Below are 14,776 nucleotides of genomic sequence, written 5' to 3' on the forward strand. Positions count from 1 at the left end.
GCGGAGATCGACAGATGAAACTCGAATTTTCCATTTATCGCTACAATCCGGATGTCGACGACGCGCCGCACATGCAGGACTACACCCTGGAAGCGGAAGAAGGCCGTGACATGATGCTGCTGGATGCGTTGATCCAGCTGAAAGAAAAAGATCCGACTCTGTCGTTCCGTCGCTCATGCCGCGAAGGCGTGTGCGGTTCCGACGGCCTGAACATGAACGGTAAAAACGGCCTGGCGTGCATCACCCCGGTTTCGTCGCTGCGCAAAGGCAACGGCAAGATCGTGATCCGTCCGCTGCCGGGGCTGCCGGTGGTGCGCGATCTGGTGGTGGATATGGGTCAGTTCTACACCCAGTATGAAAAGATCAAGCCATACCTGCTGAACGACGGCAAGAATCCGCCGGCGCGTGAGCACCTGCAGTCGCCGGAACAGCGCGCCAAGCTGGACGGTCTGTACGAGTGCATCCTGTGCGCCTGCTGCTCGACTTCGTGCCCATCGTTCTGGTGGAACCCGGACAAGTTCATCGGGCCTGCCGGTCTGTTGGCGGCGTATCGCTTCCTGATCGACAGCCGTGACACGGAAACGCAAGAACGTTTAGATGATCTGGACGATGCTTTTAGTGTTTTCCGCTGCCATAGCATTATGAATTGTGTCAGTGTATGTCCTAAAGGCTTGAACCCGACGCGTGCGATCGGGCATATCAAGTCCATGCTGCTGCAACGCGGCGCATAAACGGAATGAGATGCTGCGCCGGGCTCTTTTCCGGCGCACATCCCATAGGGGAGGGAACCTCTAAAAACTGACCCGCGGCTGCGGCGCTATGCAGCCTGGTTCTTCCGCCGGTTTTTAGAGGTTCCTTGTAAGGGACCGCAAGGTCCATAACAGAACGTATCGGGCCGTCATGGCCGCAAGTACGTCGAGTGAACCGTTTTACGGCAAACCGTATTCATCACGGTAATTATGTTAACCACGGCGAAAACTAAAGCTTCAAAGCTTAAGGGATCATGATGCAGAACGGCGCAATGAAGGCCTGGCTGGATTCCTCCTATCTGGCGGGCGCGAACCAGTCTTACATAGAGCAGCTCTATGAAGATTTCTTAACCGATCCGGGTTCCGTTGAAGATAGCTGGCGTTCCATTTTTCAACAGCTACCAACCGCGGGTGTCAAACCCGATCAGCTCCACTCTCAAACGCGCGACTACTTCCGCCGCCTGGCGAAAGACTCCGCGCGCTACAACACCACCATCACCGATCCGGCAACCGACGCCAAACAGGTCAAGGTACTGCAGCTGATCAACGCCTTCCGCTTCCGCGGACATCAGCATGCCAACCTCGATCCGCTCGGCCTGTGGCAGCGTGAGCAAGTTCCTGACCTTGAGCCCGCTTACCACAACCTGACCGAAGCCGATTTCCAGGAAACCTTCAACGTGGGTTCTTTCGCCATCGGCAAAGAAACCATGAAGCTGGGCGATCTGTACGCCGCGCTGAAGCAGACCTACTGCGGTTCGATCGGCGCTGAATACATGCACATCACCAACACCGAAGAGAAACGCTGGATCCAGCAGCGCATCGAGTCGGTGGTGGGGCGCGCCAGCTTTACCGCCGACGAAAAACGCCGTTTCCTGAACGAGCTGACCGCTGCGGAAGGCCTGGAACGCTACCTGGGCGCCAAATTCCCGGGCGCCAAACGCTTCTCGCTGGAAGGCGGCGACGCGCTGGTGCCGATGCTGAAAGAGATGGTGCGCCACGCCGGCAAGAACGGCACGCGTGAAGTGGTGTTGGGCATGGCCCACCGCGGCCGTCTGAACGTGCTGATCAACGTGCTGGGCAAAAAGCCGGCCGACCTGTTCGACGAATTCGCCGGCAAGCATAAAGAACACCTTGGCACCGGTGATGTGAAATATCACCAGGGCTTCTCCTCCGACGTGGAAACCGAAGGCGGCATGGTTCACCTGGCGCTGGCGTTCAACCCGTCGCACCTGGAGATCGTCAGCCCGGTGGTCATGGGGTCGGTTCGCGCCCGTCGCGATCGTCTGGACGAAGCGCGCAGCAACATGGTGCTGCCGATCACCATCCACGGCGACGCCGCCATTACCGGCCAGGGCGTGGTTCAGGAAACCCTGAACATGTCTCAGGCTCGCGGCTACGAAGTGGGCGGCACCGTGCGCATCGTCATCAACAACCAGGTTGGCTTCACCACCTCCAACCCGCTGGATGCGCGTTCTACCGAATATTGCACCGACATCGCCAAAATGGTTCAGGCGCCGATCTTCCACGTTAACGCGGACGATCCGGAAGCCGTGGCCTTCGTCACTCGCCTGGCGTTGGATTTCCGTAACACCTTTAAGCGTGACGTGATGATCGATCTGGTCTGCTACCGTCGCCATGGGCACAACGAGGCCGATGAGCCGAGCGCCACCCAGCCGGTGATGTATCAGAAGATCAAGAAACACCCTACGCCGCGCAAAATCTACGCTGACATTCTGACCGAACAGAAAGTGGCCAGCCTGGAAGATGCCACGGAAATGGTCAACCTGTATCGTGATGCGCTCGACCGCGGCGATTGTGTGGTTGAAGAATGGCGTCCGATGAATCTGCACTCCTTCACCTGGTCGCCGTACCTGAACCACGAGTGGGACGAAGAGTACCCGAGCAAGGTTGAGATGAAGCGTCTGCAGGAACTGGGCCGCCGCATCAGCACCGTGCCGGAAGCGATCGAAATGCAGTCACGCGTGGCGAAAATCTACGCTGACCGCGCCGAGATGGCGGCGGGCAACAAGCCGTTCGACTGGGGCGCCGCCGAAACGCTGGCCTACGCCACCATGGCGGATGAAGGCATTCCAATCCGCATCTCCGGCGAAGACGCCGGCCGCGGCACCTTCTTCCACCGTCACGCGGTGGTGCACAACCAGAAAAACGGTTCGGTCTATGTTCCGCTGGCGAATATCCACAGCGGCCAGGGCGAATTCAAGGTCTGGGACTCCGTGCTGTCTGAAGAGGCGGTGCTGGCGTTCGAATACGGCTACGCCACGGCGGAACCGCGCACGCTGACCATCTGGGAAGCGCAGTTCGGCGACTTCGCCAACGGCGCGCAGGTTGTTATCGACCAGTTCATCAGCTCCGGCGAGCAAAAATGGGGCCGTATGTGCGGCCTGGTGATGCTGCTGCCGCACGGCTATGAAGGCCAGGGCCCAGAGCACTCCTCCGCGCGTCTGGAACGTTATCTGCAGCTGTGCGCTGAGCAGAACATGCAGGTGTGCGTCCCGTCCACGCCGGCGCAGGTTTACCACATGCTGCGTCGTCAGGCGCTGCGCGGTATGCGTCGTCCGCTGGTGGTGATGTCGCCGAAGTCGCTGCTGCGTCACCCGCTGGCGGTCTCTTCGCTGGACGAGCTGGCCAACGGCACCTTCCTGCCGGCGATCGGCGAGATCGACGATTTGGATCCGAAAGCGGTCAAGCGCGTCGTGCTGTGCTCCGGTAAGGTTTACTACGACCTGCTGGAACAGCGTCGCAAGAACGAGCAGAAAGACGTGGCCATCGTGCGCATCGAGCAGTTGTATCCGTTCCCGCATCAGGCCGTGCAGGCCGTGCTGGAGCAATACTCGCACGTGCATGACTTCGTCTGGTGTCAGGAAGAGCCGCTGAACCAGGGCGCCTGGTACTGCAGCCAACACAACTTCCGTGAAGTGGTGCCGTTCGGGGCTTCTTTACGTTACGCAGGACGTCCGGCCTCCGCCTCTCCGGCGGTGGGTTATATGTCCGTACACCAGAAGCAGCAGCAGGCTCTGGTGAATGATGCGCTGAATATTGACTAATGTTCGCTCGCTTGCCGGCCGAGGGGCCGGCAAGCAGATGATAAAAAACTTAAGGGAAAGCTAAATGAGTAGCGTAGATATTCTGGTTCCTGACCTTCCTGAATCGGTTGCCGATGCGACCGTAGCCACCTGGCACAAGAAACCGGGCGACAGCGTTCAGCGTGACGAAGTCCTGGTTGAAATCGAAACCGACAAAGTGGTGTTGGAAGTGCCGGCCAGTGAAGCGGGTATTCTCGATGCTATCGTGGAAGAAGAGGGCGCGACCGTACTGTCTCGCCAACTGCTCGGCCGCATCCGTCCGGGCGACAGCTCCGGCAAGCCGACCGCTGAGAAGAGCCAGGAGAAAGAAGCCACGCCTGCACAGCGCGCGACCGCGAGCCTGGAAGAAGAAAGTAATGACGCGCTCAGCCCGGCGATTCGCCGCCTGATTGCTGAACACGATCTCGATGCCGGCGCCATCAAAGGCACCGGCGTAGGCGGCCGCATTACGCGTGAAGACGTGGAAGCGCACCTGGCCAAAGGCGGCGCTGCTGCCAAACCAGCCGCCGCTGAAGCCGCGCCGCAGCCAGCTCTGGCCGGCCGCAGTGAAAAACGCGTGCCGATGACCCGCCTGCGCAAACGCGTCGCCGAGCGTCTGCTGGAAGCGAAAAACAGCACCGCGATGTTGACCACCTTCAACGAAATCAACATGCAGCCGATCATGGATCTGCGCAAGCAGTACGGCGAAGCCTTCGAGAAACGCCACGGCGTGCGTCTGGGCTTCATGTCCTTCTACATCAAGGCGGTGGTTGAAGCGCTGAAGCGTTTCCCGGAAGTGAACGCGTCGATCGACGGTTCCGATGTGGTTTACCACAACTACTTCGACATCAGCATCGCGGTTTCTACTCCGCGCGGCCTGGTGACGCCGGTACTGCGCGATGTGGACGCCATGAGCATGGCTGACATCGAAAAGAAAATCAAAGAGCTGGCCGTTAAGGGCCGCGACGGCAAACTGACCGTGGAAGAGCTGACCGGCGGTAACTTCACCATTACCAACGGCGGCGTATTCGGCTCCCTGATGTCCACCCCGATCATCAACCCGCCGCAGAGCGCCATCCTGGGCATGCACGCCATCAAAGATCGCCCAATGGCGGTCAATGGTCAGGTGGTGATCCAGCCGATGATGTATCTGGCGCTGTCTTATGACCACCGCCTGATCGACGGTAAAGAATCCGTCGGTTATTTGGTGACGGTCAAAGAGATGCTGGAAGATCCGGCTCGTCTGCTGCTGGACGTCTAGTAACCCTTGCCGGGCGCGGCATGCCGCGCCCGCACTCTGTGCTATGTGGCCGGAAAACCATGCGGTTTACCGCGTAATAATGGCCCGGCTAAAAACCTTCAGAACTGAATGGATAGAACATCATGAATTTACACGAATATCAGGCAAAACAGCTGTTTGCTCGGTATGGCATGCCGGCACCAACCGGTTACGCCTGTACCACTCCGCGTGAAGCAGAAGAAGCCGCATCCAAAATCGGCTCCGGCCCGTGGGTGGTGAAATGTCAGGTTCATGCTGGCGGCCGCGGTAAAGCGGGCGGCGTTAAAGTCGTCAACAGCAAAGAAGATATCCGTGCCTTCGCGGAAGCCTGGTTGGGCAAACGTCTGGTGACTTACCAGACTGACGCGCTGGGCCAGCCGGTTAACCAGATCCTGGTAGAAGCGGCGACCGACATCGATAAAGAGCTGTACCTGGGCGCCGTTGTAGACCGCGCGACCCGTCGCATCGTATTCATGGCGTCTACCGAAGGCGGCGTGGAAATCGAGAAAGTGGCGGAAGAAACCCCGGAACTGATCCACAAAATGACCATCGATCCGCTGGCGGGTCCACAGCCTTATCAGGGTCGTGAGCTGGCCTTTAAACTGGGCCTGACCGGCAAGCAAGTCAGCCAGTTCGCCAAGATCTTCATGGGTCTGGCGACGCTGTTCCTGGAGCGCGACCTGGCGATGGTTGAGATCAACCCGCTGGTGATCACCAAGCAGGGCGATCTGGTGTGCCTGGACGGCAAACTGGGCGCCGACGGCAACGCCCTGTTCCGTCAGCCTGAACTGCGTGAAATGCGTGATCCTTCGCAGGAAGACGAGCGTGAATCCCGTGCGGCTCAGTGGGAGCTGAACTACGTTGCCCTCGACGGCAACATCGGCTGCATGGTGAACGGCGCCGGTCTGGCCATGGGCACCATGGACATCGTTAAACTGCACGGCGGCGAACCGGCCAACTTCCTGGACGTTGGCGGCGGCGCGACCAAAGAGCGCGTGACCGAAGCGTTCAAAATCATCCTGTCCGACGACAAGGTGAAAGCGGTTCTGGTTAACATCTTCGGTGGTATCGTACGTTGCGATCTGATCGCTGACGGCATCATCGGCGCAGTGGCTGAAGTGGGCGTTAACGTCCCGGTCGTTGTGCGCCTGGAAGGGAACAATGCCGAACTGGGCGCCAAGAAACTGGCGGACAGCGGCCTGAATATCATTGCTGCGACCAGCCTGACTGATGCGGCTCAGCAAGTTGTTGCAGCAGTGGAGGGTAAATAATGTCCATCTTAATCGATAAAAACACCAAAGTAATTTGCCAGGGCTTCACCGGTAGCCAGGGGACTTTCCACTCCGAACAAGCTATCGCTTACGGCACCAAAATGGTTGGCGGCGTCACCCCGGGCAAAGGCGGCACTCAGCACCTGGGTCTGCCGGTGTTCAACACCGTGCGCGAAGCGGTTGAAGCGACCGGCGCGACGGCCTCTGTCATCTACGTTCCAGCGCCGTTCTGCAAAGACTCCATTCTGGAAGCGATCGATGCCGGCATCAAACTGATCATCACCATCACCGAAGGCATCCCGACCCTGGACATGCTGACCGTGAAAGTGAAACTGGACGAAGCCGGCGTGCGCATGATCGGGCCGAACTGCCCAGGCGTGATCACCCCGGGCGAGTGCAAAATCGGCATCATGCCTGGCCACATCCACCTGCCGGGCAAAGTGGGCATCGTTTCACGCTCCGGTACCCTGACCTATGAAGCGGTGAAACAAACCACCGATGCCGGTCTGGGCCAGTCCACCTGCGTGGGCATCGGCGGCGACCCGATCCCGGGCTCCAACTTCATCGATATCCTGAAGATGTTCCAGCAGGATCCGCAGACCGAAGCGATCGTGATGATCGGTGAGATCGGCGGCAGCGCTGAAGAAGAAGCGGCAGCTTACATCAAAGAACACGTCACCAAACCGGTCGTGGGTTACATCGCCGGCGTGACTGCGCCGAAAGGCAAGCGTATGGGCCACGCGGGCGCCATCATCGCAGGCGGCAAGGGCACGGCGGACGAGAAGTTTGCTGCGCTGGAAGCGGCGGGCGTGAAAACCGTTCGCAGCCTGGCGGACATCGGCGACGCGGTAAAAGCGGTGCTGAAGCGCTAAGCATTGAGTACGAAATAACACTATCTCGACATGTTTGGCCACCCATTGGGTGGCCTTTTTTATGGGTGAAGATCAGAAATCGTTGAGCGCCTTGATCAGCGCGATCCGATCCTGCAGGCGGCGCTGCCGCACCGGATCCGCGGCGGTTTGCCGCTGTTGCTCCAGCGAGGTGAGGGCGGTGCGGTAATCGTCGGCATTGTTGAACAGCGCGTCTTTGACGTTGATCGAGGCGACGTTGGTGTAGCGCCCGTCGTCGGTGGTCGGCACCTGGATAACGCCTTCATTGAGCAGCCGTTTGACGATCGCCCGCTGCGGTTCGTACCCTTCCATGCCAACCAGTTTCCAGCGCTGCGGCGGCACGCTCTGATACTGGCCGTGTTTCACTTCCGTCAGGTAGCGCAGAGTCAGGTTGCGAATGGTGCCTTCTTCTTCACCGTATTGCGCTTTGCTGTCGAACAGCACCGGGAAGGATTGCCCCTCCAGCGCGCCGCCCTTCTGCGTCAGGTGGCCCATACGGTAACTGTTCATGCCCAGGCGGATCGGCATGTCGTCGGTGACCGGCGTGCCGTCTGCCAGGCGCAGACTGACGATGCGTGAACCGGCCGGTTGACGCAGATCGATGGTGTAAGTGACGCCGTCGAAGAAATCGTTGGTGGAATATTTGGACGAGCGCCGCGCCGGGTTAAAGCTGTAGGTGACGTCGCCCGGCTGCAGCTGATTGAAATAATCGGCAGACCACTCCATGTAGCGTTTAAGCGCTTTGCCGTTGAGCTGATAAACGGTGATCTCGCCGCCGGCGTATTGGTAGTTAAAGGCGATATCCTTGGCCTTGATGTCGCCGACATCCAGTTTGGCGCGATCGTTGTCGATCTGCAGGGCGATCACCTGCGCCAGCGGTGCATAGTGACGGGCGGCCTGCTGGAATAACTCACTGATGCCGGTATCTTGAACGTGTACCTGAGGAATGCCGCGGAACTCGTCGGCAGGCACCAGATCGCTGCCGCTCAGCTTCGCCACGACTCGGTTGGCGTTGGCGCGCAAAATGTCATGATACGGCTGGTAGAGAGCCTGCATGGCGCTGTCCGGCGCCAGCCCCTTGATGGAATAGGTGTAGCTGTTTTTGTCGATCAGCGTGAATTTGCCATCGCGGCGTTCAAATTGCAGGTCAATGCGTGACAGCGCGCGACCGTACTTATCCGGCTCCGTGATGATGACGCCGCTCACCACCGCTTTGTCGATTTTCACATGCATGTGGCCGGCGACGATCGCCGCCAGCTCCGGGTTGGCGTTGGCGATGTCCGCCACGCCGGTGCCGGGGCGCTGGTTCTCGTTGTCGATGCCCATATGCGCGACCAGCACGATCGCGTCGACCTGGCCGTCGATCTGCCTGATGACCTGTTTCACCGCCTGTACCGGATCGGTGAAGTTCAGCCCTTTGATGCGATCGGTGCCCTTGGCGAATTCCGCAGTCATCGGCGTGTCCATGCCGATGATGCCGATCTTCACGCCCTGGCGTTCGAGGATGGTATAGGCCGGCAGATAAGGTTTGCCGCTGTCCCAGACGATGTTGCCCGCCAGCGCCGCGCCTTTAAACTGTTTGAGCGGCGTGGCCAGCGCCGGCAGACCGAAGTCGAATTCGTGGTTGCCCATCACCCAAACGTCGTAGTCAAGCGCGTTGAGGCCCAGCATCATCGGGCTGACGGCCTCCTGTTTGAAGGTTTCGACGAAGTTGCCCTGGATGGTGTCGCCGGCGTCCACCAGAATCAGGTTGGGCTGTTCGGCGCGCACCTTTTTGACCTGGGTGGCTATCTGGCTCAGGCTGCCCGCCAGGTTTTCCGTGTCGCTGGCGTAGTCCCAGGGCACGAAAGTGCCGTGCAGATCGGAGGTGCCCAACAGGGTGATATTTACCGTTTCGGCGGCCATGGCGTTTCCCGAGAGTCCCAAGACAGAGGCAAAGATGATTTTTTTCATAAGTTATTGTCACTCAATGCAATTTTAACATAAGTGGTCATTTTGCTACAAAATCGCAACCTTTACGATCCCATTGCGAGAAATAGACTAATATTGGAGAGAGATTTGTTGTTTTGTGACTGCTATCACTGTCACGGCTTATTGGAAATAAAAGGTTAATTATGTCGCATAATAAGTGCGTAATAATACAATGGCGGCTCTTTTTAATTACATTTATTTAACACAAAAATATCATTAAAAAACAATTAAACCATTGCGCAACATGACCCTAAGAAAATTATGCGAAATGTGCTGATGAATATGGAAATAATATGCAGATAGGCTTAAATTGTCTCAGATCAAATTAGGCCGAAGTACCTCTTTCGGCTAAGATTTGACCTGTAACCAAAAGTCCAACCCACGTCACGTAAAAACCTATTTATTGTGTGGGATTGGGCGAGTATCATCCATGTTGTGATTATGGATGGTTGATCTTGTTGCATTTGTTACCCGTTGTCGGTTTTCAGTGGCGTGCTTGTCGACGGCCCGTGCGGGCTATTGGCCGAGTGTGCGGTTGAAAGCGGAGAAGCTGGATCAAATTTGTTGTGTTTAAGGGCATTCACTGCGGGGCGTTACTGGCGGCTTTGAAAGAAGCGTGCCGATAACCGCGTGTCGGAGTCTTCCTGCGAGGAGCAAGGAGTCAAGATGTTTGATATTGTCGAACTGTCGCGCTTACAGTTTGCTTTAACGGCGATGTACCATTTCTTATTTGTCCCATTAACGCTCGGTATGGCGTTCTTGTTGGCAATTATGGAAACGGTATATGTCCTGTCTGGCAAACAAATCTATAAAGACATGACCAAATTCTGGGGAAAGTTATTTGCGATTAACTTTGCTCTGGGTGTGGCCACCGGTTTGACCATGGAGTTCCAGTTCGGGACTAACTGGTCATATTTCTCTCATTACGTCGGCGATATCTTCGGGGCCCCACTGGCTATCGAAGGTCTGATGGCGTTCTTCCTTGAATCGACGCTGGTCGGCCTGTTCTTCTTCGGCTGGGATCGTCTGAGCAAGGTGCAGCACATGGCGGTAACCTGGTTCGTGGCCCTCGGCTCCAACCTGTCCGCGCTGTGGATCCTGGTCGCCAACGGCTGGATGCAGAACCCGATCGCGTCGGATTTCAACTTCGAAACCATGCGCATGGAGATGGTCAGCTTCTCCGAGTTGGTGCTTAACCCGGTTGCGCAGGTGAAATTCGTTCACACCGTGGCTGCAGGCTACACCACCGGCGCCATGTTCGTGCTGGGCATCAGCGCTTACTACCTGCTGAAGGGCCGCGACATCGCTTTCGCCAAACGCTCCTTCGCCATCGCCGCCAGCTTCGGCATGGCAGCGGTGCTGTCGGTGATCGTGCTGGGTGACGAATCCGGTTACGAAATGGGCGACGTACAGAAAACCAAACTGGCCGCCATCGAAGCGGAGTGGGATACCCAGCCGGCGCCGGCGTCCTTCACCCTGTTCGGCATCCCCGATCAGGACAAGATGGAAAACTCCTTCTCTATTCAGATCCCGTATGCGCTTGGCCTGATCGCCACGCGTTCCACCGACACTCAGGTCACCGGCCTGAAAGATCTGCTGGCGCAACATGAAGTGCGCATCCGCAACGGCATGAAAGCCTACCAGCTGCTGGAAGAGCTGCGCGGCGGCAATACCGATCCTGCGGTGCGTGCGGAATTCAACAAAACCAAGCAAGACCTGGGCTACGGCATGCTGCTGAAGCGTTATACCCCGAACGTCAGCGACGCGACGGAAGCGCAGATCCAGCAGGCGACCAAGGACTCCATTCCACGCGTGGCGCCGCTGTACTTCGCCTTCCGCATCATGGTGGCCTGTGGCGTGCTGATGCTGCTGATTATCGGTCTGTCCTTCCTGAGCGTGGTGCGCGGCCGCATCGGCCAGAAAAAATGGCTGTTGCGTGCGGCGCTGTATGGCTTGCCGCTGCCGTGGATCGCGGTGGAAGCCGGCTGGTTCGTGGCGGAATACGGCCGTCAACCGTGGGCGATTGGTGAGGTGCTGCCGACCGCAGTCGCCAACTCTTCGCTGACCGCGGGCGACATTCTGTTCTCGATGGGGCTGATTTGCGGCTTGTACACCCTGTTCCTGGTGGCTGAAATGTACCTGATGTTCAAGTTTGCGCGTCTGGGTCCAAGCAGCCTGAAAACCGGCCGCTACCACTTTGAACAACCGACTGCCGCCGTGCAGGAAGCGCGCTAAACAGGAGTCCACGTATGTTTGACTATGAAGTACTGCGATTTATCTGGTGGGTGCTGGTTGGCGTACTGCTGATCGGCTTCGCCGTCACCGACGGTTTCGACATGGGCGTCGGCATCCTGGTGCGCATCATCGGTAAAACCGATACCGAGCGCCGGGTGATGATCAACTCCATCGCCCCTCACTGGGACGGTAACCAGGTGTGGCTGATCACCGCCGGCGGCGCGCTGTTCGCCGCCTGGCCGATGGTCTACGCAGCGGCCTTCTCGGGCTTCTACGTCGCCATGATCCTGGTGCTGGCGGCGTTGTTCTTCCGCCCGGTCGGTTTTGACTACCGTTCCAAACTGGAGAGCAGCCGCTGGCGCAACATGTGGGACTGGGGCATCTTCATCGGTTCCTTCGTGCCTGCGTTGGTGTTCGGCGTGGCGTTCGGCAACCTGCTGCAGGGCGTGCCGTTCCATGTGGACGAGTACCTGCGTCTGTTCTACACCGGCAACTTCTTCCAGCTGCTGAATCCGTTCGGTCTGTTGGCGGGCGTGGTCAGTCTGACCATGCTGGTCACTCAGGGCGCGACCTACCTGCAGATGCGCACCACCGGCGAGATCCACCTGCGGTCACGCGCCGCAGCGCAGATCGCGACGCTGATCATGGCGGTATGCTTCCTGCTGGCGGGTGTGTGGCTGGTTAAAGGCATCGACGGCTACGTGATCACTTCAGCGCTGGACACCATGGCGGAATCCAACCCGCTGCGTAAAGAAGTGGCGCATCAGGCCGGCGCATGGCTGATCAACTTCAACAAGTATCCGCTGCTGTGGGCTTTGCCTGCACTGGGCGTAGTGCTGCCGTTGTTCACCATCCTGTTCTCGCGTCTGGAGAAAGGCGCGCTGGCGTTCGTCACCTCGTCGCTGACCATCGCCTGCGTCATCCTCACCGCCGGGGTCACCATGTTCCCGTTCGTGATGCCGTCCAGCACCGTGCCTAACGTCAGCCTGACCATGTGGGACGCGACGTCGAGCCTGTTGACGCTGAAAGTGATGACCGTCGTGGCGGCGATTTTCGTGCCTATCGTTTTGGCGTACACCAGCTGGTCGTACTACAAAATGTTCGGTCGTCTCGACAAGAACTACATCGAAAACAACAAGCATTCGCTGTACTAAGGATAAGGAGCTAAACCATGTGGTATTTTGCCTGGATTCTCGGAACGCTTCTTGCCTGCGCCTTCGGCATCATCACGGCGCTGGCGCTTGAGCAGAGCGAAGCGACCAAAGCTCAGCAAGACGGTAAGTAATGAGCTCGTCCGTGATTGACAAGCTGTACGCTGTCACCGACAAGGGCCCGGTTCGGGCCCTTTCCCTGGTGCTGGCGTTGATTTTGGCGGGGTGCGTGTTCTGGGATCCGACGCGTTTCGCCGCCAAAACCAGCTCGCTGGAGGTTTGGGAAGGGCTGTTGCTGATTTGGGCCGTCTGCGCCGGAGTGATCCACGGCTTCGGATTCCGCCCGCAGCGCAGCGTCTGGCGCGCTTTTTTCGCGCCGCTTCCTGCAATTGTGATCTTGTGCGCAGGATTACTTTACGTTTCTTTATAATCTCCCCGATGTCCCCACGTTATGGGCCCTCACGGCCCATAATTATTTTCATTCCCATCTTGTAACCCATTCCCAACCCGATCTGTCTTGCGTATAGTAGCAGCGTTAAATTGCATTGCTGGGAAGTAGAGTGAGTAATACGTTGTTTCGATGGCCGGTTCGCGTTTACTACGAGGATACCGATGCCAGTGGTGTGGTCTATCACGCCCGCTACGTCGCCTTTTTTGAAAGAGCGCGCACAGAGATGCTGCGTCAGCACAACTTTCATCAACAGCAGCTGCTCAGTGAACAAGTCGCTTTTGTCGTCCGGCGCATGACGGTGGATTATCTGGCTCCGGCTCGTCTCGATGAGCAACTGGAGGTCCAGAGTGAAATCACCTCTCTGCGCGGGGCTTCTCTCACGTTTGCTCAACGCATTGTCAATTCTGACGGGGCCCTACTGAGCCAGGCAGATGTCCTGATTGCCTGTATTGATCCACACCAAATGAAGCCAAGAGCGCTTCCTAAGTCTATTGTCGCGGAGTTTAAGCAGTGACTGACATGAACATCCTAGATTTATTCTTGAAGGCGAGCCTGCTGGTTAAGCTTATCATGTTGATTTTGATATGCTTCTCGGTAGCCTCTTGGGCGATCATCATTCAGCGCACCCGCATCCTCAATGCGGCGACGCGTGACGCCGAAGCCTTTGAAGACAAATTCTGGTCCGGTATCGAGCTTTCCCGTTTGTACCAGGAAAGTCAGGCGCGTCGCGATAGCCTGACCGGTTCCGAGCAGATCTTCCATTCCGGCTTCAAAGAGTTCGCCCGCCTGCACCGCGCCAACAACCATGCGCCGGAGTCGGTGATCGAAGGGGCGTCGCGTGCGATGCGCATTTCGATGAACCGCGAGCTGGAAACGCTGGAAACCCATATTCCGTTCCTCGGCACCGTCGGTTCGATCAGTCCGTACATCGGCCTGTTCGGCACCGTGTGGGGGATCATGCACGCCTTTATCGCGCTGGGCGCGGTGAAGCAAGCCACGCTGCAGATGGTGGCGCCGGGTATCGCCGAAGCGCTGATCGCCACCGCGATCGGTCTGTTCGCCGCCATCCCGGCGGTAATGGCCTATAACCGTCTCAACCAGCGCGTCAACAAGCTTGAGCAGAATTACGACAACTTTATGGAAGAGTTCACCGCTATTCTGCATCGTCAGGCCTTCTCCAGCGACAGCAAATAAGTAGGAGGTAGCATGGCGAGAGTACGTGGACGTAGTCGGCGCGAGCTGAAGTCCGAAATTAACATCGTTCCGCTGCTCGACGTGTTGCTGGTGCTGCTGCTGATCTTTATGGCAACTGCGCCAATCATCACGCAGAGCGTGGAGGTTGACCTGCCGGACGCCACCGATTCCAAAACGGTGTCCAGCGATGACAATCCGCCGGTGATCCTCGAGGTTTCCGGCGTAGGTCAATACACCCTGGTGGTGGATCACAACCGTATGGAGCTGCTGCCGCCTGAACAAGTCGCGGCCGAAGCCAAGTCGCGTTTGGCGGCTAACCCGAAAACGGTCTTTTTGATCGGCGGTGCGAAGGAAGTCCCTTACGATGAGATTATCAAGGCATTGAATATTCTCCATCAGGCGGGCGTGGCTTCCGTGGGGCTGATGACCCAGCCGATCTGACCGTAAGGCGAACGGCAACCCGGTTCCTGCGCTGCGGCCCAGGAACCCCGTATAAGCAACA

Annotated in this window: 13 protein-coding genes; 12 read left to right on the top strand and 1 reads right to left on the bottom strand. The window is 57.9% G+C overall.

Features of this window, described 5'->3' with window-relative positions:
* Window positions 1-14 precede the first annotated feature (14 nt).
* From ACORQT_RS05980 to sucD, 5 genes are all read left to right on the top strand, one after another.
* Window positions 15-731: a succinate dehydrogenase iron-sulfur subunit gene (locus tag ACORQT_RS05980; RefSeq protein ID WP_015376975.1), complete on the top strand. Its 717-nt coding sequence runs from the start codon at window positions 15-17 to the stop codon at window positions 729-731.
* Window positions 732-1,006: 275 nt separating this feature from the next.
* Window positions 1,007-3,814, top strand: coding sequence for a 2-oxoglutarate dehydrogenase E1 component (gene sucA / locus ACORQT_RS05985; protein ID WP_033644215.1), 2,808 nt, complete (start codon window positions 1,007-1,009; stop codon window positions 3,812-3,814).
* A gap of 64 nt (window positions 3,815-3,878) precedes the next feature.
* Entirely contained in the window at window positions 3,879-5,093 is a 1,215-nt protein-coding gene (odhB, locus tag ACORQT_RS05990; protein ID WP_033642197.1) for a 2-oxoglutarate dehydrogenase complex dihydrolipoyllysine-residue succinyltransferase, read from the top strand.
* A 122-nt stretch (window positions 5,094-5,215) separates the two neighbouring features.
* Window positions 5,216-6,382 (top strand): ADP-forming succinate--CoA ligase subunit beta, encoded by a 1,167-nt coding sequence (gene sucC, locus ACORQT_RS05995; protein ID WP_015376978.1) that lies wholly within the window; start codon window positions 5,216-5,218, stop codon window positions 6,380-6,382.
* Window positions 6,382-7,254, top strand: coding sequence for a succinate--CoA ligase subunit alpha (sucD, locus tag ACORQT_RS06000; protein ID WP_004939878.1), 873 nt, complete (start codon window positions 6,382-6,384; stop codon window positions 7,252-7,254). The genes sucC and sucD overlap by 1 nt, the downstream gene beginning before the upstream one ends.
* A gap of 72 nt (window positions 7,255-7,326) precedes the next feature.
* On the opposite strand, the gene ACORQT_RS06005 is transcribed toward sucD, so the two are convergent.
* A complete protein-coding gene (locus tag ACORQT_RS06005) occupies window positions 7,327-9,225 on the bottom strand; it encodes a bifunctional metallophosphatase/5'-nucleotidase (protein WP_197801184.1) in 1,899 nt (632 codons plus the stop codon).
* Window positions 9,226-9,909: 684 nt separating this feature from the next.
* Here ACORQT_RS06005 and cydA point away from each other — a divergent pair.
* From cydA to tolR, 7 genes are all read left to right on the top strand, one after another.
* Window positions 9,910-11,478 (top strand): cytochrome ubiquinol oxidase subunit I, encoded by a 1,569-nt coding sequence (gene cydA / locus ACORQT_RS06010; protein ID WP_004939873.1) that lies wholly within the window; start codon window positions 9,910-9,912, stop codon window positions 11,476-11,478.
* Between the two features lie 14 nt (window positions 11,479-11,492).
* Window positions 11,493-12,632, top strand: a complete 1,140-nt coding sequence (cydB, locus tag ACORQT_RS06015) for a cytochrome d ubiquinol oxidase subunit II (RefSeq protein ID WP_015376980.1) — start codon at window positions 11,493-11,495, stop codon at window positions 12,630-12,632.
* A 17-nt stretch (window positions 12,633-12,649) separates the two neighbouring features.
* Entirely contained in the window at window positions 12,650-12,763 is a 114-nt protein-coding gene (gene cydX / locus ACORQT_RS06020) for a cytochrome bd-I oxidase subunit CydX (protein WP_004939868.1), read from the top strand.
* Window positions 12,763-13,059, top strand: coding sequence for a cyd operon protein YbgE (ybgE, locus tag ACORQT_RS06025; protein WP_164057444.1), 297 nt, complete (start codon window positions 12,763-12,765; stop codon window positions 13,057-13,059). Before cydX ends, ybgE begins: the two co-directional genes overlap by 1 nt.
* Window positions 13,060-13,189: 130 nt before the next feature.
* The gene (gene ybgC, locus ACORQT_RS06030) at window positions 13,190-13,594 is read left to right on the top strand and encodes a tol-pal system-associated acyl-CoA thioesterase (protein WP_004939863.1); all 405 of its coding nucleotides are present in this window, start codon (window positions 13,190-13,192) and stop codon (window positions 13,592-13,594) included.
* On the top strand, window positions 13,591-14,274 hold the full coding sequence (tolQ, locus tag ACORQT_RS06035) for a Tol-Pal system protein TolQ (RefSeq protein WP_004939862.1): 684 nt from the start codon (window positions 13,591-13,593) through the stop codon (window positions 14,272-14,274). The genes ybgC and tolQ overlap by 4 nt, the downstream gene beginning before the upstream one ends.
* A 12-nt stretch (window positions 14,275-14,286) precedes the next feature.
* Window positions 14,287-14,715, top strand: coding sequence for a colicin uptake protein TolR (gene tolR / locus ACORQT_RS06040; RefSeq protein ID WP_004939859.1), 429 nt, complete (start codon window positions 14,287-14,289; stop codon window positions 14,713-14,715).
* Window positions 14,716-14,776: the final 61 nt, after the last annotated feature.

Source organism: Serratia sp. (in: enterobacteria) (assembly GCF_052400455.1).
Lineage (GTDB): Bacteria > Pseudomonadota > Gammaproteobacteria > Enterobacterales > Enterobacteriaceae > Serratia > Serratia ureilytica.

Bases quoted from the DNA above. Each gene is read 5' to 3' on its own strand.
- cydB (WP_015376980.1), top strand. From the start codon at position 11,493: ATGTTTGACTATGAAGTACTGCGATTTATCTGGTGGGTGCTGGTTGGC.
- ACORQT_RS05980 (WP_015376975.1), top strand. From the start codon at position 15: ATGAAACTCGAATTTTCCATTTATCGCTACAATCCGGATGTCGACGAC.
- odhB (WP_033642197.1), top strand. From the start codon at position 3,879: ATGAGTAGCGTAGATATTCTGGTTCCTGACCTTCCTGAATCGGTTGCC.
- sucA (WP_033644215.1), top strand. From the start codon at position 1,007: ATGCAGAACGGCGCAATGAAGGCCTGGCTGGATTCCTCCTATCTGGCG.
- sucD (WP_004939878.1), top strand. From the start codon at position 6,382: ATGTCCATCTTAATCGATAAAAACACCAAAGTAATTTGCCAGGGCTTC.
- ACORQT_RS06005 (WP_197801184.1), bottom strand. From the start codon at position 9,225: ATGAAAAAAATCATCTTTGCCTCTGTCTTGGGACTCTCGGGAAACGCC.
- tolR (WP_004939859.1), top strand. From the start codon at position 14,287: ATGGCGAGAGTACGTGGACGTAGTCGGCGCGAGCTGAAGTCCGAAATT.
- cydX (WP_004939868.1), top strand. From the start codon at position 12,650: ATGTGGTATTTTGCCTGGATTCTCGGAACGCTTCTTGCCTGCGCCTTC.
- ybgE (WP_164057444.1), top strand. From the start codon at position 12,763: ATGAGCTCGTCCGTGATTGACAAGCTGTACGCTGTCACCGACAAGGGC.
- sucC (WP_015376978.1), top strand. From the start codon at position 5,216: ATGAATTTACACGAATATCAGGCAAAACAGCTGTTTGCTCGGTATGGC.
- cydA (WP_004939873.1), top strand. From the start codon at position 9,910: ATGTTTGATATTGTCGAACTGTCGCGCTTACAGTTTGCTTTAACGGCG.